Source organism: Micromonospora sp. NPDC048063, assembly GCF_043202855.1.
In the GTDB taxonomy this organism is placed as follows: Bacteria; Actinomycetota; Actinomycetes; order Mycobacteriales; family Micromonosporaceae; genus Micromonospora.
Map to the genome: position 1 here is coordinate 16,511 of NZ_JBIDBG010000006.1, position 23,966 is coordinate 40,476.

Genomic DNA, 23,966 nt, shown 5'->3' on the forward strand with positions numbered 1-23,966 from the left:
TCAGGCGGCTTACCCATGCCCCGTGGGCACCTTCGCGCGGAGAGTCAGAGTCGACAGCGACGACGACCTCAGGGAGCCCGAGATGTTCGGCACCGACGCGGACTTCATCCTCTCCATCCACCGTACGCACGCCGCCGAGCTGCGCGCCGATGCCGCGGCCGACCGGCTCGCCCGTGCCCTGCCACGCCGCTCCACGCGCGGCTGGCTCAGCCGGTGGCAGCACCCGGGCCGCGCCGGCGCCGTCCGCCGGTGAGCGCCCCCGCGCCCCCGGCGGCCGCCATCGTGCCGGCGGGGGCCGTCGCCGTGCTGTCGAGGGTCGCCACCGACCCGCCGGGGGCCGCCACCGACCCGTCGAGGGCCGTCACCCTCCCGCAGGGGACCGTCACCGTCCCGGCGGGGGCCGGCGCCCCGCCGCGGCCCGCGCCGTCCAGCGGGCCCGCTCCGCCGTCCGGCGGGCAGCCTGCCCAGGCGACGGCCGGGCCGTCGGTCGCCGGCCGGCCGGTCAGCGGAATCGAGGGCGGCGAGGGGCGTGGCATGCTCGGTGCCGTGACCGCACGCGCCGCCAGCACCGTCCTCGTGGGCCGACAGCCGGAACTCGCGGCCCTGCGCGACGCCCTCGCCCGGGCCCGCGCCGGCGAGCCGACCACCGTGCTGGTCGGCGGCGAGGCCGGGGTGGGCAAGACCCGGCTGACGGAGGAGTTCGGCCGGTCGGCCACCGACGCCGGGGCCCGCCTGCTGGTCGGCCAGTGCCTCGAACTCGGCGAGGCCGGCCTGCCCTTCGCGCCGTTCGCGGCGGCGCTGCGCGCGGTGCTGCGCCGCGACGGCCCCGGCGTCTTCGACGGGTACGAGGCGGAGTTCGCCCGCCTCCTGCCGGAGCTGGCCCGGGGGCCGGTCGGTGTCGCCGCGCCCGCCCCGGCGCCGGTCTCGGACGCCCCGCGCGGCTACCTGTTCGACCTGGTCGCCGAGCTGTTCGAGCGGCTCGCCGCCGGGCAGCCCCTGGTGCTGGTGATCGAGGACCTGCACTGGGCCGACCGGTCCACCCGCGACCTCATCGCCTTCCTGGTGCGGGCCGCCCGCACCGCCCGGCTGCTGCTGGTCTGCACCTACCGCACCGACGAGCTGCACCGCGGGCACCCGCTGCGGCCCTTCCTCGCCGAGCTGGACCGGGCCCGCGGCGTCGAACGGATCGAGCTGGGCCGCCTCGACCGGGACGGCACCGGCGCGATCCTGGCCGACCTGCTCGGCACCGAGCCGCTCGCCCGGGCGGTCGACCACATCCACGACCGCACCCAGGGCAACCCGTTCTTCATCGAGGAACTGGCCGCGGCCGGCGGCCCGGTCGGCTGCGCCGCGCTGCCCGAGACGCTGCGCGACCTGCTGCTGGCCCGGGTGGACCGGCTGCCCGACCCGGCCCAGCGGGTGCTGCGCATCGCGGCCGCCGGCGGCACCCGCTTCGCCCACCAGCTCATCGCCGAGGTGGCCGGGCTGCCCGAGCCCGAGCTGGAGGACGCGCTGCGCGCCACCGTCGCCGCCCAGCTCGTCGTGGCCGACCCGGAGGGCGACTACGAGTTCCGGCACGCCCTGGTCCGCGAGGCGGTGCACGACGAGCTGCTGCCCGGTGAGCACGCCCGGCTGCACGCCCGCTTCGCGGCGGCCATCGAGGCGCAGCCGCACCTGGTCGTCGCCGGCCGCGCCCCGGCCGAGATCGCCCACCACTGGTACGCCGCCCACGACCACCCCCGCGCCCTGGTGACCGCCCGCACCGCCGCCCGCGCCGCCGCCGACCGGTACGCGTACGCGGAGCAGAGCCGGCTGTTGGAGCGGGTGCTGGAGCTGTGGGAGTTGGTGCCCGACGCGGCCGACCGGCTCGACATGGACCACCTCGCGGTGCTGGAGGAGACCATCGCGGCGGCCACCACCGCCGGCGACTACCAGCGCGCGCTCACCCTCACCCGGGCCGCCCTGGCCGAGGTGGACACCGACGCCGAGCCGCTGCGCGCCGCGCGGCTGCTGGACCGGCGCGGCCGGATGCTGGCCATGCTCGGCAAGAGCGACGGCACGACGGAGCTGCGGGAGGCGTACCGGCTGGCCTCGGGGGTGCCGGACGGGCCGGAGCGGGTCCGGCTCCTCGCCGACATCGCGGCGCACCTGATCAGGATCGACCCCGAGCAGGCCGGCGCGCTCGCGGCCGAGGCGACGGCGGCGGCCGAGGCGCTCGGCGAGGACCTGGAGCTGCTGCCGGCCCGGATCGTGCTGCTTTGCCGCACCGCGGCCTCGGTCGACCTCGGCCTGGCCGAGCTGCGCCGGGTGGCGGAACGGGCCCGCGCGGCCGGGAACGCGCCGGCGCTGGTGAGCGCCCTGGTCCACCTCTCCGACGTGCTCTTCGAGCTGGGCCGGTACGCCGAGTCGGCCGACGCGGCCGCCGCCGGGGTGACCGAGGCGCGGCGGGTCGGCATCAGCCGCTCCACCGGCGCCTACCTGCTGTCGAACCAGGCCGAGGCGCTGATCGCCCTGGGCCGCTGGGACGAGGCCGACGCCGCCTGCGCGGACGCCGCCCGGATCGACCTGCCGGGCGTGTCGGGGCTGCACTGGCTCCAGCTCCGCGCCGGCCTGCGGCTGGCCCGGGGCCACCCCGCCGCGGACGAACTGGTGGGCCGCGCCCTCGGCTTCCTGGCCCGGCCCTACCTGTGGCCGAACCACCGGCTGCCGCTGCGGGAGCTGCGGATCGAGGCGGCGCTGGCGGCCGACGACCCCGCCGAGGCCGTACGCGCGGCCCACGCGGCGCTGGCCGACGAGCGCCTGCCGCAGCTACCCCGCGAGGGCTGGCCGGTGCTCAGCGCCGTCGCCCGCACGGCCGCCCGGGCCGGCGACCCCGAGCTGGCCGCCGCGGTGTCCGCGCTCGCCGCCGGCCTGCCGGCCCGCTGCCCGGCCGAGCGGGCGCACGCCGCCCAGGTGGGCGCCCTCCTGACGGCTGGTGATCAGGCGCTTGCGGCGTGGCGGGCGGCGGTCGCGGCGTGGCGGGCGGACGGGCAGCCGTACCCGCTCGGACGCGCGCTGCTGGCGCTCGCCGAGGCGGCGGCCGCGGCGGGGGAGCGGGACGAGGTGGCGGCGGCGGTGGGCGAGGCCGCCGCGATCGCCGATCGGCTCGGCGCGGCGCCGCTCGCGGAGCAGGCCGCCACGCTGGCCCGCCGGGTCGGCCTGCGCGGGGCCACCCGGGGCCGCCCCGGCGCGGACCTGCTCACCCTGCGCGAGCGGGAGGTGCTGCGCCTGGTCGCGGAGGGGCACAGCAACAGCCGGATCGCCGAGCAGCTCTTCATCTCGCCGAAGACGGCCAGCGTGCACGTCTCCCGGATCATCGCCAAGCTCGACGTGAGCAACCGCGTGGAGGCCGCCGCGCTGGCCCACCGCCTCGGCCTGCTCGGCGAGCCCACCGCCCCCCGCTGACCCTCGATCGAGGGTCGCCCGGGGGCGGAGGCTCGTCGCGACGTGCGGCGGTGCCGGCGCGCCGGCCGGGGTGGGTCAGCCCGCGGTGACCTGGGTGCCCTCGCGGGCCTCCAGCGCCTGCCGGTAGAGCCGGCCGGCCCGGTACGACGAGCGCACCAGCGGCCCGCTCATCACGCCCGCGAAGCCGATCTCCTCGGCCTCCTCGCGCAGCTCGACGAACTCCTCCGGCTTCACCCAGCGGGTGACCGGGTGGTGCCGCGGGGAGGGGCGCAGGTACTGCGTGATGGTGATCAGCTCGCAGCCGGCGTCGTGCAGGTCACGCAGCGCCTGGGAGACCTCGGCGCGTTCCTCGCCCATGCCCAGGATCAGGTTGGACTTGGTGACCAGCCCGTCGGCGCGGGCCTGCCGGATCACGTCCAGCGAGCGCTCGTAGCGGAACGCCGGCCGGATCCGCTTGAAGATGCGCGGCACGGTCTCCACGTTGTGCGCGAGCACCTCCGGCCGGGCGCCGAAGACCTCGGCGAGCTGCTCGGGCACCGCGTTGAAGTCGGGGATCAGCAGCTCCACGCCGCAGCCGGGCTGGAGGGCGTGGATCTGCCGGACGGTCTCGGCGTAGAGCCAGGCGCCGCCGTCGGGCAGGTCGTCCCGGGCCACGCCCGTGATGGTCGCGTAGCGCAGGCCCATCGAGACCACCGACTCGGCCACCCGGCGCGGCTCGTCGGCGTCGAACTCGGCCGGCTTGCCGGTGTCGATCTGGCAGAAGTCGCAGCGCCGGGTGCACTGGTCGCCACCGATGAGGAAGGTGGCCTCCCGGTCCTCCCAGCACTCGTAGATGTTGGGGCAGCCGGCCTCCTGGCAGACGGTGTGCAGCCCCTCGCGCGAGACGAGCCCGCGCAGCTGGGTGTACTCCGGCCCCATCTTGGCCTTGACCTTGATCCACGGTGGTTTGCGCTCGATCGGCGTCTCGGCGTTGCGCGCCTCGATGCGGAGCAGACGCCGCCCCTCGGGGGCGGGCGTCGCGGTGCGCGCTACCTGGCCGGTCGTCGGCGCGGAGTGCTCGATCGTCACAAAACCGAGCCTACGCCCGACGGCCGCCGTCGATGTACCGCGGGCGACCGGCGTCACGCCGGAAGCCTTGTGACGCCGGACACCGGAGGCGGGAAAATCGCGTCACAGTACGCGCCGGCGGGGTGCTACGGTTCCCGGCAGAGCTGTGACGGAGCCGAGTAGCGGCCCGATCCGCCAGCCGAGAGAGCCGCCGGTTGCTGTGAGGCGGTCTGGCGCCGGACCGCGAAGACCCTCCCGAGCTGCGGGAAGAACGGCGTGTAAGGAAGGGCACCTTTCTAACGCCTCCGGTAGAGGAGGGGGCCCTTCCTAACCACGCCAAGTAGAGCCCGCCCGGCTGGCCCCGGTGAAAAGGCGACGAAACGAGGCCCCCGTCAGCGGGGGCGAAGGTGTGGTGGCACCGCGAGGCTCCCGCTCGCCCACACCTCCCGGGGATCGCGTTGCGATTGATCGAGGAGGTAACCGCCGTGCAACGCATCCTTTCCCACCAGCTCTCCGCCCATGTCGGCGCAACCGTCCGGATCGCCGGCTGGGTGCACCGCCGCCGGCTGCTCAAGTCGGTGGCGTTCCTGATCGTCCGGGACGCCGCCGGCCTCGCCCAGGTGGTGGTCGCCGACCCGGCCGTCCGCGCCGACCTGGAGAAACTGACCGAGGAGACGGTCGTCGAGGTCACCGGCACGGTGGTCGCGAACCCGACCGCCCCCGCCGGGGTCGAGGTCGCCGAGCCGACCGTACGACCACTCGGCCCGCCCGCCGTGCCGCCGCCGTTCGACCTCTACCGGCCGGCCCTGACCGCGAGCCTGCCCACCCAGCTCGACCACGCGCCCGTGGCGCTGCGCCACCCGACCCGTTCGGCGGCGCTGCGCGTCTCGGCGGCGGCGGTGGCCGGCTTCCGCGCCGCGCTCGACGCCCGCGACTTCGTGGAGATCCACACGCCGAAGGTGGTCGGCTCGTCCACCGAGAGCGGGGCGAACGTGTTCGCGCTGGACTGGTTCGGACGGCCCGCGTACCTGGCCCAGTCGCCGCAGTTCTACAAGCAGCTCATGGTTGGCGTCTTCGAGCGGGTCTACGAGGTCGGGCCGGTGTTCCGGGCGGAGCCGCACGACACGGTGCGGCACCTGGCGCAGTACACCTCGCTCGACGCCGAACTCGGCTTCGTCACCGACCACCGGGACGTGATGGCCGTGCTGCGGCATACGGTGGCCGGCATGCTCGACGCGGTACGCGGGCGGGCCGGCTCCGCGCTCGCCACGCTCGGCGTCGAGGCCCCCGAGGTGCCGGCGGAGATCCCCGCCGTGCACTTCACCGAGGCCCTGGAGATCGCCGGCGCGCCGGCCGACGAGCCGGACCTCGCCCCGGCGCACGAGCGGGCGCTGGGGGAGTGGGCGCGGCGGGAGCACGGCTCCGAGTTCCTCTTCGTCACCGGCTACCCGATGGCGAAGCGGCCCTTCTACACCCATCCCGACCCGGCGCGGCCCGCGTACTCCAACGGGTTCGACCTGCTGTTCCGGGGGTTGGAGCTGGTGACGGGCGGGCAGCGGCTGCACCGGCACGCCGACTACCTGGCGGCGCTCGCGGCGCGCGGCGAGCCCGTCGAGCCGTACGCCGGCTACGTCGACGCGTTCCGGCACGGGATGCCGCCGCACGGCGGTTTCGCCATCGGGCTGGAGCGCTTCGTGGCGCGGCTGACCGGCGCGGCCAACGTCCGGGAGGTGACCGCCTTCCCACGCGACCTGCACCGGCTCACCCCGTAGCCGTATATGAAGGAGTGGGGGTGCGGTGGAAGGTGATGGGCGAGCGGTTCCGGGCGACGCTGCGCGACCTGCTGCACCTCCGCGAGGCACACGGTGCCCACCGGGTCGCGTTGCGGGCCGGCGTCAGCGTCCTCGTGCCGCTGCTCGCGGTGCTGGCGGCCGGCCACCCGGACTGGTCCCTGTACGCCGCGTTCGGCGCGTTCACCTCGCTCTACGGGCGCAACCACGTGCACCTGTCCCGGGCGGCGATGCAGGCGAGCGCCGGGGCGGCCCTCACCGCGTCGGTGGTGCTCGGGGTGCTGGTCGGCTCCCTGGAGGCGCGCGCGTGGGTCGCGGTGCCGACCGCGGCGGCCGTCGCGGCGGCGGGTGCCGTGCTCGCCGCCGCGCAGGACTGGCACCCGCCGGGACCGCTCTTCCTCGTCTTCGGGTTCGGCGCCGCGGCGTCGGTGCCGCACGCGGTCTCCGACGTGCCGACCGCGGCGGCCGTGGCCGGGCTCAGCAGCCTGTTCGCGCTGCTCATCGGTGCCGTCGGCAGCGTCCTGCGGCGGCAGCGGAGCCGGCCCGCGCGGCTACGCCACGTGTGGACCTGGGAGCCGGTCCGCTACGCCGTCGCCGTGGTGCTGGCCGGCGGCGCGGCGACGGCCATCGGGATCGGGCACCCGTACTGGGCGATGGTGGCGGCGGTGGTGCCGCTCAGCGCCCGGGGCGTCACCGCCCAGCTGGTGCGCGCCGGGCACCGGATCGTCGGCACCCTGCTCGGGCTGCTGACCAGCGCGGCCCTGCTCGCGCCGGGGTTCTCGCCGGTCGCCACCGTCCTGGTGGTGGCGGCGCTCCAGATCGTCACCGAGCTGCTGGTGGGGCGCAACTACGGGCTGGCGCTGCTGTTCATCACGCCGATGGCCCTGCTGATGGGTCAGCTCGCGGCGGCCCGCCCGGTGGGGTCGCTACTCGTCGACCGGGGCGTCGAGACGGTGATCGGCGCCGCCATCGGCGGGGCCGTCGTCCTGTGCCAGCCCTGGCTCCGGCGCCGCGGCGGTGCGCCGGAGCACCCGCCCGAACCGGCCGATCAGGTCTGACCGCCGGGGCGTGGGCGGGTGCCCGGTGCCCGTCGGCGGTCAGGCCGGGCCGGGGCAGCGTGAGTGGCGGCGCGTCCCGCTGCCGGTCAGGCCGGGCCGAGGAGGTCCCAGAGGTTGCCGGCGATGTCGCGGAAGACCGCCACCCGGCCGTACGGCTCGGTGCGCGGCGGCCGCACGAACTCGACGCGCGCCTCGACCATCCGGCGGTGGGTGGCGTCGAAGTCGTCGACCTGGAGGAAGAAGCCGACCCGGCCGGCGACCTGTTCGCCGACGGCCTGCGCCTGCCGCTCGCCGTCGGCGCGGGCCAGCAGCAGCCCGGTCTGCGCGCCGGGCGGTCGGACGACGACCCAGCGCTTCGGGCGGCCGTCGTTGGTCAGCGACGGCGAGTCCTCGACCAGGTCGAAGCCGAGCACCTCGGTGAAGAAGTCGATGGCCGGGTCGTACTCGGCGACGACGACGGTGACGAGATCGATCCGCACGGGCGGCGTCAGGCCGCGACGAGGGCCGGCAGGTGGCGCTCGACCACCGGCAGCACGTCGGCCACGGTGACCGGGCGGCCCAGCTCGGCGGTAAGCGAGGTGACGCCGGCGTCGCGGATGCCGCAGGGCACGATCCGGTCGAAGTGGCCCAGGTCGCAGTCGCAGTTGATCGAGAAGCCGTGCAGGGTGACCCCGCGGGCGACCCGGATGCCGATGGCGGCGACCTTGCGGGCCGGGCCCCGGTCGTCCTCCGGCACCCAGACCCCGCTGCGCCCGTCGACCCGGCCGGCGGCCAGCCCGAACTCGGCGCAGACGTCGATCAGCAGTTGCTCGGTGCGGCGCACGTAGGCGACCACGTCCACCGGGTCGGGCAGCCGCACGATCGGGTAGCCCACGAGCTGCCCCGGGCCGTGCCAGGTGATCTTGCCGCCCCGGTCGACGTCGACGACCGGCGTGCCGTCCATGGGCCGGTCCCACGGCTCGGTGCGCTTGCCGGCGGTGTAGACGCTCGGGTGCTCCAGCAGCAGCACCGTGTCGCCCCGCTCGCCGGCCACCACCGATTCGTGCAGCCGGCGCTGCTCGTCCCAGGCGGCCTGGTAGTCGAGGAGACCGGCGCGGACGGCCGTGAGGCCGGAAGTCGTCGTGCTCACGCGCCAAGCCTAGCCCCGTACCGGCCGGTCACCTGCGGTGACGCGGCTCACCACGGCACCACGGCGCTCATCCCTGCGGGACCCGCCACAGCCAGACGTCGTCCACCCGCTCGGGCGGGCCGAGCAACGCGGTCACGGTGCGGCGGACCGCCTCCTCGTCGACCGGCCACTTCGCCCCGTGCACCTCGTCGGCCAGCACCACCGTCTCGATCCGCCAGTGCCGCAGGTCGGCGCGGGCCTCCTGGATGCTGCCCTCGGTGATGATCGGCACCAGCCCGCTCCGACCGGCCTCGTCGACCATCGCGCTGAACGGGCGCGGCGGCGGACCGATCCGGCCCCGGCCGTCCGGGCCGCCCGGGCCGAGGAAGAAGCCGGAGGGGATGGCGAACTCGCCCTGCCGGTGCGCCAGCGCGTACGCCTGCCAGCGCTGCCCGTCGGGATAGACGTCGAGGGTCAGCGGCACGGGGGTCAGCACCCCGCCCGGGGAGACGTACTCGCGCCAGGTGCCGGCGGTGATGAAGCGCGGGATCGGCTCGCGTTCGATGGTCAGCAGCGGGGTCGGCAGCAGCGGCACCAGCGCCACCGCGAACCCGGCCCACCAGGCCAGCCGCGCCGGGCGGCGCCGGGGCGGCTCGGCCCGCAGCCGGTCGACGGTGTACGCGAGCAGCACCCCGATCACCGGCGCCACCACCAGCGCCAGCCGGGCGGGCAGGGCGGCGTTCATCACCGGCAGGTGCCCGAGCAGGTCGAACGGCATCGGCAGGTCGGCGCGGTGCCCGTCGACCTTGGCCTCGGGGCCGAAGGAGAGCACGGTGAAGACCACGGCGGTCACGCCCAGCGCCCACAGCGTCGCCCGCCGGCCCGCGTCGGCCCGGCGCCACAGCGCCACGAGGCAGGCGACGGCGAGCAGCAGCAGCGGGATCCCGAAGAACGAGTTCTCCTCCGTCGGGTTCGGCGCCAGCCGGGTGCCCAGCCCCACCTCCCCGGCCAGCGAGCGGCGCGGGTACGCCCCGAACGCGACGACGTCCTCGGAGTGGATGACCGCGTCGAAGCCGGTGCCGTGGAAGCGCTGCGGGCCGGCGAAGTGCAGCCAGAGCGGGTACGCCAGCAGCACCCCGGCGACCACGGCGGTCACCCCGAGCCCGCGCAGGAAGGTCGGCAGCACCGCCCGGGCCTCGGCGCGGTGGGCCGGGTGCAGCGCCCAGACGGCCACGAAGACGCCGAGCGCCAGCGCGGTGAAGAAGAGCCCCTCGGCGGCGATGGAGAAGGCGACGGCGACGAGCGCGCCGAGGATCGCGCCGTCGCGCAGCGGGCGCCGGGAGCGGCGCAGGGCGAACGTCCGCCAGACCAGCAGCGGCACCAACCAGCCGGCGGTCCAGTTCAGGTGGGCGTTGGCGTGCGACACCATGCCGGGGGAGAAGCCGATGAACAACCCGCCGACCGCGGCGGCGAGCGGGCTGCGGGCCAGGTGCCGGGAGAACAGCCAGTACCAGGCGAGCGCGGTGGCGGCCAGGTTGAGGGTGAGGATCACCAGGAACGTGGCCGGCGGCCCGATCAGGTACGTCAGGGGGGCGAAGACCACCGCGTACACGGTGATCGAGGTGTTGACCGCGAGGTTCACCCCGTCCGGGACGTTGACCAGGTGGGTGAAGAGCGGGTCGTCGCCGTGGGTCACCGTGTGGCCGCCGAAGGCCAGCAGCCACTCGAAGAGCGCCTGGTCGCTGGAGTTGACCGTGATGGCGCGGACGTTCGGGTCCCGCCACAGCCCGCTGGTCACCCAGACGGCGAGCGCCAGCGCGACCAGCGCCACGATCAGGTCGGCCCGGCGGTCGCGGACGACACGGGGCGGCGAGGCCGGCGAGGGCGCCAGGGACGGGGAGGTCGGCACGCAGCGGACGTTACCAACCGGACCTGGACACGCCGGTCAGGACGCACATCCTCCCGACAGCGAATGTGTGACCGTGGCCCATGTCACACCATCGACACATCGACGTAACGTCGCGGCAATTCGCGGGTGACCCAGTTCACAACCCGTCCCCAGGAGGCCCCCGTGCGCCGCTCCTCGTCCCTGCTCACCCGGCTGACCGGTGCGGTCGCCGGGCTGGTCCTCGCCGCCACCGCGGTCGTGACCCTCGCCGCCCCCGCCCAGGCCGCCACCCTCACCCAGGTCACCGGCTTCGGCTCCAACCCCGGCAACCTCGCCATGTACGCATACCGGCCGGACAACCTCCCGGCCGGAGCGCCGGCGGTCGTGCTGCTGCACGGCTGCACCCAGGACGCCTCCGGCTACTTCGCCAACTCCGGCTGGCGCAAGTACGCCGACCAGTGGAGGTTCGCCCTGATCGTGCCGCAGCAGTCCAGCGCCAACCAGCAGCTGAGCTGCTTTAACTGGTTCGTGGAGCAGGACATCACGCGGGGCTCCGGCGAGGCGCTGTCGATCAAGCAGATGGTCGACTACGCCAGGAACAACTACGGCACCGACCCGGGCCGGGTCTTCGTCAGCGGGCTCTCCGCCGGCGGGGGGATGAGCGCGGTCATGCTCGCCACCTACCCGGACGTCTTCTCCGCCGGCTCCGTCATCGCCGGCCTGCCGTACCGCTGCTCGCCGCCCGCCACCACCAACGCCTGCCAGTTCCAGGGGGTGAACAAGACCCCGCAGGAGTGGGGCAACCTGGTCCGGGCCGCCCACCCCGGGCACACCGGCCCGCGCCCCCGGGTCGCCATCTGGCACGGCACCTCGGACTTCACCGTCGTGCCGGCCAACGCCACCGAGCTGCGCGACCAGTGGACCAACGTCCGGGGCGTCTCGCAGACCCCGACCAGCACCGCGTCGCTGCCGGCCAACACCAGCCTCGAGGTGTACGGCAACAACGACGTGCGGGTCTACCGGATCTCCGGCATGGGCCACGGCACCCCGGTCGACCCCGGCTCGGCCCCCGACCAGTGCGGCACCACCGCCCCGTACATCCTGGACACCATCTGCTCCGCGTACCACGACGCGGTCTTCTTCGGCCTGGACGGCGGGACCCAGCCCAGCCCGACGGCGACGGCGAGCCCCACGGCCTCCCCGACGGCGAGCCCGACCACCGCGCCGACCTGCGTGACCGCCAGCAACTACGCGCACGTCGGCGCCGGCCGCGCCTACCAGTCCGGCGGCTACGCCTACGCCAACGGCTCGAACCAGCGGATGGGCCTCTACAACACCTTCTACACCAGCACCCTCAGTCAGACCGGCCCCAACCACTGGGTCGTCGGCTGCTGATCCTCCCTCACCGCGCGTTGATCATGAAGTTGTTGCCACCCCGCCCGACGTGTCGTGGCAACAACTTCATGATCAACCGGGTTGGGGGAGGGTCGGGGAGTGGGGATTGTCAGTTGTGTAGTGCGGCGTGCAGGGCGGCGGCCAGGTCGGGGTGGCGGAACGTGAAGCCGGCCTCGGTGAGCACGCCGGGGAGGACCCGGGTGCTGGTCAGCGCCTCGTGGGCGAAGCCGCCGAGCGCCACCTTCAACGCCAGCGCCGGGATCGGGATGATCGCCGGCCGACGCAACTGCCGGGCCAGCTCGCGGGTGAAGTCGGCGTTGGTCACCGGGGCCGGCCCGACCACGTTGACCGGCCCGGCGACGTCGTCACGGGCCAGCAGGAACACCACGGCGTCCAGCCAGTCGACCAGCGAGATCCACGGCAGCCACTGCCGGCCGCTGCCGAGCCGGCCGGCGATCCCCAGCCGGAACGGCAGCAACTGCGGCTTCAGCAGCCCGCCGTCGCGGTGCAGCGGCAGCCCGGTGCGCAGCCGCACCACGCGTACGCCCGCGTCCTCGGCCGGGCGCGTCGCGGCCTCCCAGACCCGGCAGACGTCGGCCAGGAAGCCCTCGCCGGCCGGGGCGTCCTCCTCGACCGTCCGGTCGCCGGTGTTGCCGTACCAGCCGACCGCCGAGGAGTTGAGCAACACCCTCGGCCGGTCGCCGTCGGGCAGCCCGGCGATGGTGATCGCCAGGGCGGTGGTCGTGTCGACCCGGCTCGACCGGATCACCTGCCGGTACCCGTCGTTCCACCGACGGTCGCCGACGCCCGCGCCGGCCAGGTTGACCACCGCGTCCGCCTCCGCCACCGTCGCCGGGTCGAGCTGCGCGGCGGCCGGGTCCCACTGCCGCTCGTCGGGGGCGCGCGGTGGCCGGCGGACCAGTCGGGTGACCTGGTGCCCGTCCGCCGTGAGCCGGTCGACCAGCCGGGTGCCGAGGAAGCCGGACGCACCGGCCATGAGGATCCGCATGCTCATATCTTCGGGTACGGACGCCGAGCCGGACGTGTAGAGCCGGTCACCGTCCGGGGGCTGCGGGCCAAGAGGTCACGGGGGTCGCCACCCCTCGCACCGGCTGCGTGGCACCCGGCCGACCTCGGGGGATCGGGCCGGCCGGGCGCGTTTCACGGGACGACCAGCTCCGGTTTGCAGACCTGGGAACCAGTCAACGAGAGCTTTGCACGACATGTTGTACAAAGAAAGGCTCAACTTGTCCTTACTTGTCGTGCCAAGTTGTTCATGGTCGAATGGCGGTGCAGACCTGGGAGTGTGAATGCCCGCCAAGCCGAAATGGGCGCAGCTCGCCGACCACATCCGTGCCCGGATCGAGTCAGGAGAGTGGGCGCCGGGAGACAAGCTGCCGTCCACCGCGCAGCTCAAGGAAGAGCACGGTGTGTCGCAGACGGTCGTGCGTCAGGCGATCCTGGTGCTCCAGACGCAGGGGCTCGTGGAGGGCGTGCACGGCGTCGGCGTGTTCGTTGCCGAGCAGCCGACGGCCTGACCTCGCCGCACCCGTATCCGAAAGTCGGTGGCTCAGCCGGCGGCGGCCAGGCGGGCCATTACGGGGGTGAGCGGGTCGAGGGCGTCGACGCGGACGACGAACCGGGTGACGCCCCAGCGGCGCCGGTGCGCGGCGACCGCCGCGACGATCTCGTCCTCGGTGCCGGCCAGCACGAACGGCGTGGCCAGCAGCTCGGCGGCGGTCAGGCCGGTGTCCCGGGCGAACTGGGCGGTGGCGGCCTCGGCGTCGTCGGTGACGGCGACCAGCTGCACGAGCGCCTCCAGCGCCGGCGGCTCGGCCCGACCGGCCGCCCCGGCCGCGACGCAGGCCAGCTGTGCCTCGATGTCCGCCTCGCGCCAGCGCACCTCGTGCATGTAGCCGTCGGGCAGGGTGCGCCCCAGGCCGGCCAGCCCGACGATGTCGGCGTGCGCGCCGGCCCAGCGCAGCATCGCCGAGTTCGCCGTGCCGAGGGTGAGCGGGACACGCCGCTGCACCGGTCGCGGCGTCTCCAGCCGCGCGGCCCGCACGACCAGGTCGGGGGAGTCGACGGTGACCTCCTCGCCGTCGAGCAGCGCGCGGACGGCCTCGGCGACGGCCAGGCAGCGGCGCACCCGACCGGCGACGTCGGGGCGCTCCCGCCCGACCGCGTGCCACTCGGCCGGGGTGTGGCCGGCGCCGAGGCCGAGCCGGGCCCGGCCGCCGGAGAGCAGGTCGAGGGTGGCCACGTCCGACGCGAGCAGCATGGGCTCCCGGATCCCGGCGTTGGAGACGTACGAGCCCAGCTTGATCGTCGACGTCACCGCCGCCGCGGCGGCCAGGGCGACGAACGGCGACGTCGTCCTGCCGGGGTGGTCGGCGGTGGACAGGGTGTCGAAACCGGCCGCCTCGGCCCGCCGGGCCAGGTCCAGCCAGCCCGGGCCGTCGGACGGGGTTGCCTGGAGGGAGAAGATCGCCATACGCCCACCCTGCCGGGCCCGGGGCCGCCCGGCCAACCCGACGCCGGCAATTCTGCTACCGGCAGACCTGCTCGGGGTCGAGCGGCGGGACGGGGACCCCGAGGAGCCCTTCGGTGGTGCCGTCGGTCAGCGCGTTGAGCGCGTCGACCAGCTTCTTCTCCTCGTAGACGAAGTGCGATTCGAGCAGCGCGGCGAGCGTGTCCAGCTCGGCCCGCACCTCGGCCGGCGGCGCGGCGGCGTCGGCCAGCTCCTCGACCCGGCGCAGGATTCCGGCCACCACGTGGTGGTCGGCTTCCAGCTCGCGCAGCACCGGGGCCAGCTCGGGGACGCGGTCGGCCAGCACCCGGAACGCCCCGGCGTCCTCGCCGGTGTGGTGCCGGGTCAGCGCCGCGCAGAAGGCCAGGCAGTGGGTCCGCAGGTCCCGGGGGCGTACGCCGGGCTCGCCCAGCCCGTCGCGGATGAGGGTGAGCTCCTCGCGGAGCCAGAGGTGGATCTCGATCAGTTGGTTGCCGAAGGCCCGCAGGCGCACGTCCGGCGTGGATGGATGCACGTGTGTCCCATGCTGTCCCGCGCCTCCATGCCCTCGGCGGTCTCCTTGCCGGGTGCACCGCGACGCTGCCGGCCAGCCTATACAGCGAGGGCGGGTGCGACGAAACCGTTCAGGGACGCCGGACGGGCATGATCCTGACCAGCTCCTCCAGCCCCAGGAAGTCGCTCGGGTTGGTGGTGTAGAGCGACAGGCCGTTCGCGTACGCGATGGAAGCGATCATCAGGTCCGCCAGCCGACGGCGGGTGGTGCGCCCGGTGGCCAGCACCGCACTGGTGATCATGCCGAAGGCCCGCGCCGCCTCGGCGTCGAAGGGTAGCGGCTCGAACATGGCCTCGGCGTGTTGCAGAACGCTGGTCCGTCGGGCCCGCTCGGCGCGGTCGTCGGTGTGGTGCGGGCCTGCGGACAGTTCCGCAAGTGTCACCGCACTGATGACCATCTCGTCCGGCAGTTCCTCGGGACCCAGGGCGCTGAGGTGGATCACGATGTTCGTGTCGATCAGGCCACGAACCGGCGGCTCACCACTCACGGCTGAACGGGTCCTGCTCCACCGACGAGTCGATGTCTGCGCGGAATGCCTCGGCGTCGAGCACAGGGGCCGTGGCGAAGGCGGCGAGCACCTCGGCCCGCGGCACGAAGGTGCGCCGGCGCAGCGGGATGAGCTTTCCGATCGGCGTGCCGTTCCGTGTGATGACGAAGGATTCGCCACGCTCGACGTTACGCATGATCGCGCCCGATTCGTTGCGCAGCTCCCGTTGCGTGATCTCCCGATGAGCGTGCTCTGCCACGGAGCAATTCTAGGTCGGCGTGCTACGAAGTGCTACGACCGACGGGATTCCTTGCGGTGTCAGGTCGACGGCTCCTCGGGGGTGGGCTCGCGCCAGCGGGCCCGCCAGGCGGCCTCGTACGCCTCGTGGCTGGTCTTCTCCTCGAAGACCCGCTCGCGCAGCGCGCGGCGTTCCTTCGCCTTGACCACCACCTCCACCCCCACCAGCCCGACGCAGATGGCGGTGAGCAGGGCGAGGGTGGCCAGCCCCGGCAGCACCAGGCCCACCGGGATGGCGGCGGCGAGCAGCAGCACCGCGCCGACCCTGGTCCAGTAGACGGTGTGCAGGGTGCGCGCCTGGAACAGCATGTTCGAGGAGAGGTAGCAGATCACCCCGCCGAACAGCAGCGGGACGCCCGGCCCGTGCGTCGGCTCGGCGTACGGCACCTCGGGGTCGGCGATGTCGCGCACGACCTCCTCCGCGCCGAGGGCGAACAGGATGATCCCGGCGATCATCGGCAGGTGGAGATAGGCGTACGCGTCCCGGGCCATCGCCACCCGGGTCCGGCCCTCGGCCGTGTGCAGGGCGATCCGGGCGGCCGGGCCGACCACGTCGTAGTGCGCCCACCACAGCGCGGCGGTGAAGAATATGCCGAGCACCGCCGCCGCCACCGCGGGCCAGGTCGGGGGCTGACCGAGCAGGTTGCTGCCGACGCCGACCGAGATGACCGACTCGCCCAGCGCGATGATCAGGATGAGGTCGTACCGTTCGGTCCAGTGCTCGGCGGAGGTCACCGTCCAGCCCCAGGCGCCGGCCACCAGGCCCATGCCGTACTGGAGCAGGACGACGCTGATCCAGAGCCCGTCCCGCACCAGTACGGCCCGGCCCGGGTCGTCGATCTGCGGCGGGATCAGCGCGGCGGCCGTGAGCAGCAGGGTGCTGACCGTCAGCTCGGGGGAGTACTTCGCCAGCAGCCGGCGCTCGCCGGGCTTCTCCCGCGCGATGTGCCAGTACAGCAACAGGTGTACGCCGCGGATCACCACGTAGCTCAACGCGACCACCATCGGCCCGGCGGCCACGTCCTCCGTGTCGCCGAACGCCTGCGGCAGGGACAGCGCGAAGCAGAACAGCGCGGCCATGCCGACGACCATCAGCACCGGCACGAAGCCCTCGCCCAGCCGGACCCGGGTGGCCACCACGCAGTGCACCACCCAGCACCACCAGAGCACGGCGAGCACCAGCAGGGCGTGCAGCAGCTGACGGCCGGAGATGTTGGCGGCGGTCGCCCGGGTGATGATGAAGAACGAGTAGACGAAGACCAGGTCGAAGAAGACCTCGAACCGGTCGACCCGGGCGCCGGGGGCGATCGAGACGGCAGGCCCCAACCGCTCGTGCCACCGGAAGCCACCCACCAACCCACTCTCGCAGCGCCCCGGCCGCGCCGCGCCGGATTCGGGCCACGGCCGGCCCCGGCGTCGGCAGGGCGGGCGACGCATCGGCAGGGCGGCTCCCGTACCGGCAGGGCCGGGGCGCGTCGGGCGTGGGCGGGGCTGGCGGGGCGGCGGCGTGCAGGTCCGAGCCACGTCGGGAACGACGAGGGCGCCCCGGTCCGTGACCGGGGCGCCCGCTGTGCGTCGTGCGGGACTACAGACCCAGCTCGGCCTCGAAGTTGCCGGCCTCCAGCCGCTCCTTGACCGCGACCAGGAAGCGGGCGGCGTCCGCGCCGTCGATCAGTCGGTGGTCGTACGACAGGGCCAGGTAGACCATCGACCGGACGGCGACCACCTCGCCCAGCTCCGGGTCGTTGACCACGACCGGGCGCTTGACCACGGCACCCGTGCCGAGCATCGCCGACTGCGGCGACGGCACGATCGGGGTGTCGAACAGCGCGCCCCGGCTGCCGGTGTTGGTCAGCGTGAAGGTCGCGCCCGCGATCTCGTCCGGGCTGATCTTGTTGGTGCGGGTGCGCTCGGCCAGGTCGGCGATCCGCTTGGCGATGCCACCCAGGTTCAGGTCGCCGGCGCCGTGGATGACCGGGACCATCAGGCCGCGCTCCGTGTCCACCGCGATGCCGAGGTGCTCGGCGTCGGGGTAGGTGATCGTGCCCGCCTCCAGGTCCATGCTGGCGTTGACGATCGGGTAGGTCTGCAACGCCTCCACGGCCGCCAGGGCGAAGAACGGCAGGAACGACAGCTTCACGCCGTGCCGCTGCTGGAACGCGTCCTTGGCGCGGGCCCGCAGCTTGGCGATCCTGGTGACGTCCACCTCGACCACGGTGGTGAGCTGCGCCATCTCGTGCAGCGACTGCTGCATCCGCTTGGCAATGGTGGCGCGGATCCGGGGCAGCTTCTCGGTGGTGCCGCGCTTCGCGCTCGGCTGCGGCCTGGCGGCCGGCTTGGCCGGGGCCGCCGCGGCGGCGGGCTGCTGCGCCGGGGCCGGCGCGGCCTTGGCCGCCTTGGCCTTCTCCGCCGCGTCCAGCACGTCCTGCTTGCGGATGCGACCGCCGACGCCGGTGCCGTTGACCGAGGCCAGGTCGACGCCGTGCTCGCTGGCGAGCTTGCGCACCAGCGGGGTCACGTAGCCGGCCGCCTCCTCGCCGCCCTGGACGGGCGCCGCCGGGCGCTGCGGGGCCGGGGCCGCCGGCATCGCCTTCTGCTCGGCCTGCGCCGGCCGCGCCGAGATCTCGGCCTCCGCCGCCGGCTCGTTGTACGACAGGCCCGGGGTCGGCTCCTCGACCTTGGGCTCCGGCTTGGCCTCGGCCTTCGGCTCGGGCTTCGGCTCGGCCTTGGGCGCCGGCTTCGGCTCGGGCTTGGCCGGGGCCGGGGCCGCGCCGGCGGCACCGATCACGGCCAGGTCCGCGCCGACCGCGGCGGTCTCGTCCTCGGCGACCTTGATCTCCAGGACGGTGCCGGCGACCGGCGACGGGATCTCGGTGTCGACCTTGTCGGTGGAGACCTCCAGCAGCGGCTCGTCCACCTCGACGGTCTCGCCGACCTGCTTGAGCCAGCGGGTGACCGTACCCTCGGTGACGCTCTCGCCGAGGGCCGGCATCTTGACCGGGGTGCCCTCGCCCGACGGTGCCGGGGCGGCCTGCGCCCGCGGCTCCTCGACGGCCGGCTGCTCCGCCTCGGCCTGCGGCTCCGCGGCGGCCTCGGCGGCCTCCTCGGCCGGCTCCTCCTGCTGCGGGGCGGCCTCGCCCTCACCGGCGATCACGGCCAGCTCGCTGCCGACCTCGGCGGTCTCGTCCTCGCCGACCACGATCCGGCTCAGCACGCCCGCCGCCGGGGACGGGATCTCGGTGTCGACCTTGTCGGTCGACACCTCGAGCAGGGGCTCGTCGACCTCGACGGTGTCGCCCTCCTGCTTGAGCCAGCGCGTGACGGTGCCCTCGGTGACGCTCTCGCCGAGCCGGGGCATGGTGACCGATACCGGCATCTTCTAAGACTCCTTCATTCCCCTGGTGGGATCATCGCCCGTCGCCGGACGCCGCGGTTGTCGTGGTCAGGCGTGTGCGTGCAGCGGCTTGCCGGCGAGCGCCAGGTGCGCCTCGCCCAGGGCCTCGTTCTGCGTCGGGTGGGCGTGCACGAGCTGCGCCACCTCGGCCGGGTACGCCTCCCAGTTGTAGATGAGCTGCGCCTCGCCGACCATCTCACCGACCCGGGCGCCGACCATGTGCACGCCGACGACGGGGCCGTCCTCCACCCGGACGAGCTTGACGAAGCCGGCCGTCTTGAGGATCTGGCTCTTGCCGTTGCCGCCCAGGTTGTAGTTGTAGCTCTTCACCTTGTCGGCGCCGTACTGCTCCTTGGCCTTCGCCTCGGTCAGGCCGACCGACGCCAGCTCCGGGTCGGAGTAGGTGACCCGCGGGATGCCGGCCTCGTCGATCACGGCCGGGTTCTGGCCGGCGATCTCCTCGGCGACGAAGATGCCCTGCTGGAAGCCGCGGTGGGCGAGCTGGAGGCCGGGCACGATGTCGCCGACCGCGTAGACGTTCGGCACGCTCGTGCGCAGCCGCTCGTCGGTCAGCACGTAGCCGCGGTCCATCTTGACGCCCTGCTCCTCGTAGCCGAGGCCGGCCGTGTTCGGGCCACGGCCGACGGCGACCAGCAGCAGCTCCGCCTCGACGGTCTCGCCGCCGGCGATGGTCACCCTGACGCCGCTGTCGGTCTTCTCGACCTTCTCGAACGGCTTGCCGACCTTGAAGTTGATCTTCCGCTTGCGGAAGGCCCGCTCCAGCGCCTTCGACGACTCCTCGTCCTCGGCGGCGACCAGCCGGGGGAGCGCCTCGATGATCGTGACGTCGACCCCGAAGGACTTCCAGACGCTGGCGAACTCGACGCCGATCACGCCGCCGCCGAGCACGATCGCGGAGGACGGCACCCGGTCCAGGACCAGCGCGTGGTCGCTCGTGATGACCCGCTCGCCGTCGACCTCCAGGCCCGGCAGGCTCTTCGCGTACGAGCCGGAGGCCAGCACGACGTTGCGGCCGGTGTAGCGCTTGCCGTCGACCTCGACGACGTTGCTGCCGACCAGCTTGCCGTGACCCTCGACGATGGTGATCGCCTTGTTGCCCTTGAGCATGCCCTGCAGGCCCTTGTACAGGCGGGAGACCACGCCGTCCTTGTACGAGTTGACCGCGGCCATGTCGATCCCGACCAGCTCGGCCTTCACGCCGAACTGCTCCGACTCGCGGGTCTGGTCGGCGATCTCGGCGGCGTGCAGCAGCGCCTTGGTCGGGATGCAGCCGTTGTGCAGGCAGGTCCCGCCGAGCTTGCCCTTCTCGACCAGCGCGACCGTCAGGCCCAGCTGGACGGCGCGCAGGGCGGTCGCGTAGCCGCCGCTGCCACCTCCGAGGATGACGATGTCGAAGGTTGCGTCATTCGGCTCGCTCACGTCCAACTCCCAGGTCGCGTCACTGCTTCGGGGGGTCACGGCGGGGGGCCACGGACACACCCCACCTCGGTCATCTTGTCACCACCGGGCACAGGCCGCGTAGTGAGGTGCCCAACGACACGTCCGAGACACGTACGCTGGGCACTGCCTTCGATGACGGAGCTTGGGGGAGACGGCCGGTGGGACTGTTCCGACGACGCAAGAAGGCCCGCGCCGTGAGCCTGGACCGCGCCGCCGACCGCGCCGATCTGGACCATCTGGAGAACTTCGTCCGGAGCCGGCGCGGGGTCGAGGCGTACATCGAGCCCCGCACGACCGTGACCGAGACCACCGTCATGCTGATCGCCGACGACGGCGAGTGGACCCGCCGCCGCATCGACGGCCCGGACGGCGCCCGCCGCTTCGCGTACCGGATGGGCATCCCCGTCTACGACGTCCGGCTGATGGGCTACCCGCAGCGGATGCGGGACTACAACGAGCGCCGCAAGCGCCGCCCCGAGCTGTTCTGACCCGGCGGCCCCGCCACCACGTGTAAGGAAGGGCCCCTTGTTAACGCAATGCGTTAACAAGGGGCCCTTCCTTACACGTCAGCCGTTGGCGGCGACGTCCTCGACGAGCTGGACGAGCGTACGGACCGGGACGCCGGTGCCGCCCTTGGTCCAGTAGCCGGTCGGCTCGCCCGAGTGGTAGCCCGGCCCGGCGATGTCGATGTGCGCCCAGGCCACGTCCTCGGTGACGAACTCGCGCAGGAACACCCCGCCCTGGAGCATGTGACCGGCCCGGTCCATGCCGGCGTTGACCTGCGAGATGTCGGCCACGTCGGAGTCCATGCCCTTGCGCACGTCGTCCGGCAGCGGCATCGGCCAGGCCGGCTCGCCGACGGCGTCGCCGGCGACCCTGACCCGCTCGCACAGCTCCGGGCTGCCCATCACGCCGGCGATCTTCTTGCCCAGCGCGATGACCTGCCCGCCGGTCAGGGTGGAGGTCTCGAAGAGGTAGTCGCAGCCGTCCTCGCAGGCCCGCGCCATGGCGTCGGCCAGGATCATCCGGCCCTCGGCGTCGGTGTTGAGCACCTCGACCTTCTTGCCGTTGTACATGCTGATCACGTCACCCGGCCGGTACGACCGCCCGGACGGCATGTTCTCCGCCATCGGCAGGTACGCGGTCACCGCCACCGACGGCTTGAGCGCGGCGATCGCCAGCATGGTGGCGCCCACCGCGGCGGCGCCCGCCATGTCGGACTTCATCTCCCACATGCCCTGCGCCGGCTTGATCGAGATGCCGCCGGTGTCGAAGGTGATGCCCTTGCCGACCAGCGCGACCCGCTTGCCGTTGCCGCCGCCGGCCGGGGTGTAGCTCAGCTTCACCAGGCGCGGCGGGGCCTCCGAGCCCTGCCCGACGGCGATGATGCCGCCGTAGCCGCCGGCCGCCAGCGCGGCCTCGTCGAGGACCTCGACCTCGAGGCCGGCCTCGCGGGCGGCGTCCGCCACCGAGTCGGCGAAGGACGGCGGGCGGAGCTCGTTGGGGGCGGTGTTGACCCAGTCCCGGCTGCGCCGGACCGCGCCGCCGACCGCCTGGGCCCGGGCGATCTCGGCCTGGGCGCCGGCGTCACCGGCGTCCGGGACGGCCACCAGCACCTCGGCCACCGGCTCCCGCCGGGCCGGCTGCGGCCGGGTCTTGTAGCCGGCGAACCGGTACCCGCCGAGCAGCGCCCCCTCCGCCACGGCGCGCAGCGCGGCCGGCGCGTCGGCGTCGTCCGGCAGCGGCAGGGCCAGCGCCACCCGCGGCGCGCCGGCGAGCGCCCGGACGGCCGCGCCGGCCGCCCGGCGCAGGGTCTCCGGGGCCGGGGCGGCGCCGGTGGGCTCCGGGCCGAGCCCGACGGCCGCGACCACCGGGGCCGTCACGGTGCCCAGCGTGGCCAGCTTGATCACCTCGCCGGGGCCGCCGGTCGCGCCCAACAGGGCCAGCGTCTCGGTCAGCTTGCCGTCGAAGGCGGCGGCGATGCTCTCCGCGCCGCTGGCCAGCAGCAGGGTCCCGGCGGGGCCGCTGGTGGCGTCCTGCTCTCCGGTCTGGCTGTGCACGCCGATCACGATCGCGTCGACGGCGAGCTCGGCGGGGTCGGTGTCGACCAGGCTCAGGGTGGTGCTGGGCGATGTCACTGAAGCTACTCCGGGCGGGCCGGGCCGGTCGCGTCGTGGCGTACCGGCGATGAAGGTCTCCGGCGGAACGTACCCGTCGGAGGTCGGGGCTGTCCCGCCGACGGCTCCGGCGGGTCCCGCCGATGCTAACCAGCCGTTCAGGCCCCGGTAAGTTCCCACCCATGACCGACGTGACCTCCGACGCCGCCGCGACCCGGCTGCGCCGTTCCCCCCTGCACGAGCGGCACACCGCTGCGGGCGCGAAGTTCGCCCCGTTCGGCGGCTGGGAGATGCCGCTGGAGTACGCCGGAGGCGGCGTGCTCAAGGAGCACACCGCGGTGCGGACCGGAGTCGGCGTCTTCGACGTCTCCCACCTCGGCAAGGCGCGGGTGACCGGGCCGGGCGCGGCGGAGTTCGTCAACGCCTGCCTGAGCAACGACCTCCGCCGCATCGGGCCGGGCCAGGCGCAGTACACGCTGTGCTGCGACGACGCCACCGGCGGCGTGGTGGACGACATCATCGCCTACCTGCACGCCGACGACCACGTCTTCCTCATCCCGAACGCGGCGAACACCGCCGAGGTGGTGCGCCGGCTCCGCGCCGCCGTGCCCGCGTCGGTCACGGTCACCGACGAGCACGAGGCGTACGCCGTCCTCGCCGTGCAGGGGCCGCGCTCGGCGGAGCTGCTCGGCGCGCTGGGTCTGCCGACCGACCACGGCTACATGAGCTTCTCCACCGCGACCCTGGACGTGGCGTCCGGGCCGGTCGAGCTGACCGTGTGCCGCACCGGCTACACCGGCGAGCTGGGCTTCGAGCTGGTGGTGCCGGCGGAGCACGCCGTCGCGGTCTGGGACGCGCTCTTCGCCGCCGGGGAGCCCTTCGAGCTGCGCGCCTGCGGGCTGGCCGCCCGGGACACCCTGCGCACCGAGATGGGGTACCCGCTGCACGGGCAGGACCTGTCGCTGGAGATCACCCCGGTGCAGGCCCGCTCCGGCTGGGCGGTCGGCTGGGACAAGGCGGCCTTCTGGGGTCGCGACGCGCTGCTCGCCGAGAAGGCCGCCGGCCCGAGGCGTACGCTGCGCGGCCTGGCGGCCGTCGACCGGGCGATCCCGCGCCCCGGCATGGCGGTGTTCGTCGGCGACGGGCAGGTCGGCGCGGTCACCAGCGGCACGTTCTCCCCGACAAAGAAGCAGGGCATCGCCCTGGCGCTGCTGGACACCGCCGCGAACCTCGCCGACGGCGACCTGGTCGAGGTCGACATCCGCGGCCGCCGCGCCCAGATGCGCGTCACCCGCCCCCCGTTCGTCACCCCTTCGGTGAAGTGACCACGACCCGTTGATCATGAAGTTGTAGCCGTCCGGATCGGCGTGTCCCGGCAATAACTTCATGATCAACGG

At 74.1% G+C, this 23,966-nt stretch carries 21 protein-coding genes; 8 read left to right on the forward strand and 13 right to left on the reverse strand.

Features of this window, described 5'->3' with window-relative positions:
• Nucleotides 1–82: 82 nt before the first annotated feature.
• Complete coding sequence (locus ACGFZ2_RS16900; RefSeq protein WP_393263001.1) at nucleotides 83–253, forward strand: hypothetical protein; 171 nt, start codon at nucleotides 83–85, stop codon at nucleotides 251–253.
• Entirely contained in the window at nucleotides 250–3,444 is a 3,195-nt protein-coding gene (locus tag ACGFZ2_RS16905; protein WP_393454476.1) for an AAA family ATPase, read from the forward strand. Before ACGFZ2_RS16900 ends, ACGFZ2_RS16905 begins: the two co-directional genes overlap by 4 nt.
• Nucleotides 3,445–3,519: 75 nt before the next feature.
• On the opposite strand, the gene lipA is transcribed toward ACGFZ2_RS16905, so the two are convergent.
• Nucleotides 3,520–4,569, reverse strand: coding sequence for a lipoyl synthase (lipA, locus tag ACGFZ2_RS16910; protein ID WP_393262996.1), 1,050 nt, complete (start codon nucleotides 4,567–4,569; stop codon nucleotides 3,520–3,522).
• Nucleotides 4,570–4,976: 407 nt separating this feature from the next.
• Between lipA and aspS the strand changes: the two genes are divergently transcribed.
• Nucleotides 4,977–6,263 (forward strand): aspartate--tRNA(Asn) ligase, encoded by a 1,287-nt coding sequence (gene aspS, locus ACGFZ2_RS16915; RefSeq protein WP_393262993.1) that lies wholly within the window; start codon nucleotides 4,977–4,979, stop codon nucleotides 6,261–6,263.
• Nucleotides 6,264–6,283: 20 nt separating this feature from the next.
• Complete coding sequence (locus ACGFZ2_RS16920; protein WP_393454479.1) at nucleotides 6,284–7,339, forward strand: FUSC family protein; 1,056 nt, start codon at nucleotides 6,284–6,286, stop codon at nucleotides 7,337–7,339.
• A gap of 86 nt (nucleotides 7,340–7,425) precedes the next feature.
• Here ACGFZ2_RS16920 and ACGFZ2_RS16925 read toward each other — a convergent pair whose 3' ends face one another.
• The 3 genes from ACGFZ2_RS16925 to ACGFZ2_RS16935 all read right to left on the reverse strand — a co-directional run bounded on the left by ACGFZ2_RS16925 (nucleotide 7,426) and on the right by ACGFZ2_RS16935 (nucleotide 10,356).
• Nucleotides 7,426–7,818, reverse strand: coding sequence for a VOC family protein (locus ACGFZ2_RS16925; protein WP_393262987.1), 393 nt, complete (start codon nucleotides 7,816–7,818; stop codon nucleotides 7,426–7,428).
• Nucleotides 7,819–7,826: 8 nt separating this feature from the next.
• On the reverse strand, nucleotides 7,827–8,468 hold the full coding sequence (gene lipB / locus ACGFZ2_RS16930; protein WP_350707875.1) for a lipoyl(octanoyl) transferase LipB: 642 nt from the start codon (nucleotides 8,466–8,468) through the stop codon (nucleotides 7,827–7,829).
• A gap of 67 nt (nucleotides 8,469–8,535) precedes the next feature.
• On the reverse strand, nucleotides 8,536–10,356 hold the full coding sequence (locus ACGFZ2_RS16935) for a DUF3488 domain-containing protein (RefSeq protein WP_393454482.1): 1,821 nt from the start codon (nucleotides 10,354–10,356) through the stop codon (nucleotides 8,536–8,538).
• 162 nt (nucleotides 10,357–10,518) lie between these two features.
• On the opposite strand from ACGFZ2_RS16935, the gene ACGFZ2_RS16940 reads away from it, so the two are divergent.
• The gene (locus tag ACGFZ2_RS16940; RefSeq protein ID WP_393454485.1) at nucleotides 10,519–11,730 is read left to right on the forward strand and encodes an alpha/beta hydrolase family esterase; all 1,212 of its coding nucleotides are present in this window, start codon (nucleotides 10,519–10,521) and stop codon (nucleotides 11,728–11,730) included.
• Nucleotides 11,731–11,839: 109 nt separating this feature from the next.
• Here ACGFZ2_RS16940 and ACGFZ2_RS16945 read toward each other — a convergent pair whose 3' ends face one another.
• Nucleotides 11,840–12,739 carry a TIGR01777 family oxidoreductase gene (locus tag ACGFZ2_RS16945; RefSeq protein ID WP_393454488.1) on the reverse strand — a complete coding sequence of 300 codons (900 nt, stop codon included), beginning with the start codon at nucleotides 12,737–12,739 and terminating at the stop codon, nucleotides 11,840–11,842.
• Nucleotides 12,740–13,040: 301 nt separating this feature from the next.
• On the opposite strand from ACGFZ2_RS16945, the gene ACGFZ2_RS16950 reads away from it, so the two are divergent.
• Nucleotides 13,041–13,268: a GntR family transcriptional regulator gene (locus ACGFZ2_RS16950; RefSeq protein ID WP_393262978.1), complete on the forward strand. Its 228-nt coding sequence runs from the start codon at nucleotides 13,041–13,043 to the stop codon at nucleotides 13,266–13,268.
• Between the two features lie 32 nt (nucleotides 13,269–13,300).
• On the opposite strand, the gene ACGFZ2_RS16955 is transcribed toward ACGFZ2_RS16950, so the two are convergent.
• The 7 genes from ACGFZ2_RS16955 to lpdA form a co-directional block, all read right to left on the reverse strand.
• Nucleotides 13,301–14,224, reverse strand: a complete 924-nt coding sequence (locus ACGFZ2_RS16955) for a TIGR03621 family F420-dependent LLM class oxidoreductase (protein ID WP_393454491.1) — start codon at nucleotides 14,222–14,224, stop codon at nucleotides 13,301–13,303.
• Nucleotides 14,225–14,279: 55 nt separating this feature from the next.
• The gene (locus ACGFZ2_RS16960) at nucleotides 14,280–14,774 is read right to left on the reverse strand and encodes a hemerythrin domain-containing protein (RefSeq protein ID WP_393454494.1); all 495 of its coding nucleotides are present in this window, start codon (nucleotides 14,772–14,774) and stop codon (nucleotides 14,280–14,282) included.
• 109 nt (nucleotides 14,775–14,883) lie between these two features.
• Nucleotides 14,884–15,300 (reverse strand): type II toxin-antitoxin system VapC family toxin, encoded by a 417-nt coding sequence (locus ACGFZ2_RS16965; protein ID WP_393262973.1) that lies wholly within the window; start codon nucleotides 15,298–15,300, stop codon nucleotides 14,884–14,886.
• Complete coding sequence (locus ACGFZ2_RS16970; protein WP_357451152.1) at nucleotides 15,290–15,559, reverse strand: type II toxin-antitoxin system prevent-host-death family antitoxin; 270 nt, start codon at nucleotides 15,557–15,559, stop codon at nucleotides 15,290–15,292. The genes ACGFZ2_RS16965 and ACGFZ2_RS16970 overlap by 11 nt, the downstream gene beginning before the upstream one ends.
• 59 nt (nucleotides 15,560–15,618) lie before the next feature.
• Nucleotides 15,619–16,950 (reverse strand): low temperature requirement protein A, encoded by a 1,332-nt coding sequence (locus ACGFZ2_RS16975; RefSeq protein WP_393262970.1) that lies wholly within the window; start codon nucleotides 16,948–16,950, stop codon nucleotides 15,619–15,621.
• Nucleotides 16,951–17,182: 232 nt separating this feature from the next.
• Nucleotides 17,183–18,973: a 2-oxoglutarate dehydrogenase, E2 component, dihydrolipoamide succinyltransferase gene (gene sucB, locus ACGFZ2_RS16980; protein ID WP_393454497.1), complete on the reverse strand. Its 1,791-nt coding sequence runs from the start codon at nucleotides 18,971–18,973 to the stop codon at nucleotides 17,183–17,185.
• 66 nt (nucleotides 18,974–19,039) lie between these two features.
• A complete protein-coding gene (gene lpdA, locus ACGFZ2_RS16985; RefSeq protein ID WP_393262966.1) occupies nucleotides 19,040–20,470 on the reverse strand; it encodes a dihydrolipoyl dehydrogenase in 1,431 nt (476 codons plus the stop codon).
• 140 nt (nucleotides 20,471–20,610) lie between these two features.
• Between lpdA and ACGFZ2_RS16990 the strand changes: the two genes are divergently transcribed.
• A complete protein-coding gene (locus ACGFZ2_RS16990) occupies nucleotides 20,611–20,940 on the forward strand; it encodes a hypothetical protein (RefSeq protein WP_357702497.1) in 330 nt (109 codons plus the stop codon).
• Nucleotides 20,941–21,018: 78 nt separating this feature from the next.
• Here ACGFZ2_RS16990 and ACGFZ2_RS16995 read toward each other — a convergent pair whose 3' ends face one another.
• Nucleotides 21,019–22,590, reverse strand: coding sequence for a leucyl aminopeptidase (locus tag ACGFZ2_RS16995; RefSeq protein ID WP_350707897.1), 1,572 nt, complete (start codon nucleotides 22,588–22,590; stop codon nucleotides 21,019–21,021).
• A 161-nt stretch (nucleotides 22,591–22,751) separates the two neighbouring features.
• Here ACGFZ2_RS16995 and gcvT point away from each other — a divergent pair, with 161 nt between their 5' ends.
• Nucleotides 22,752–23,894, forward strand: coding sequence for a glycine cleavage system aminomethyltransferase GcvT (gene gcvT, locus ACGFZ2_RS17000; RefSeq protein ID WP_393454500.1), 1,143 nt, complete (start codon nucleotides 22,752–22,754; stop codon nucleotides 23,892–23,894).
• Nucleotides 23,895–23,966 lie beyond the last annotated feature (72 nt).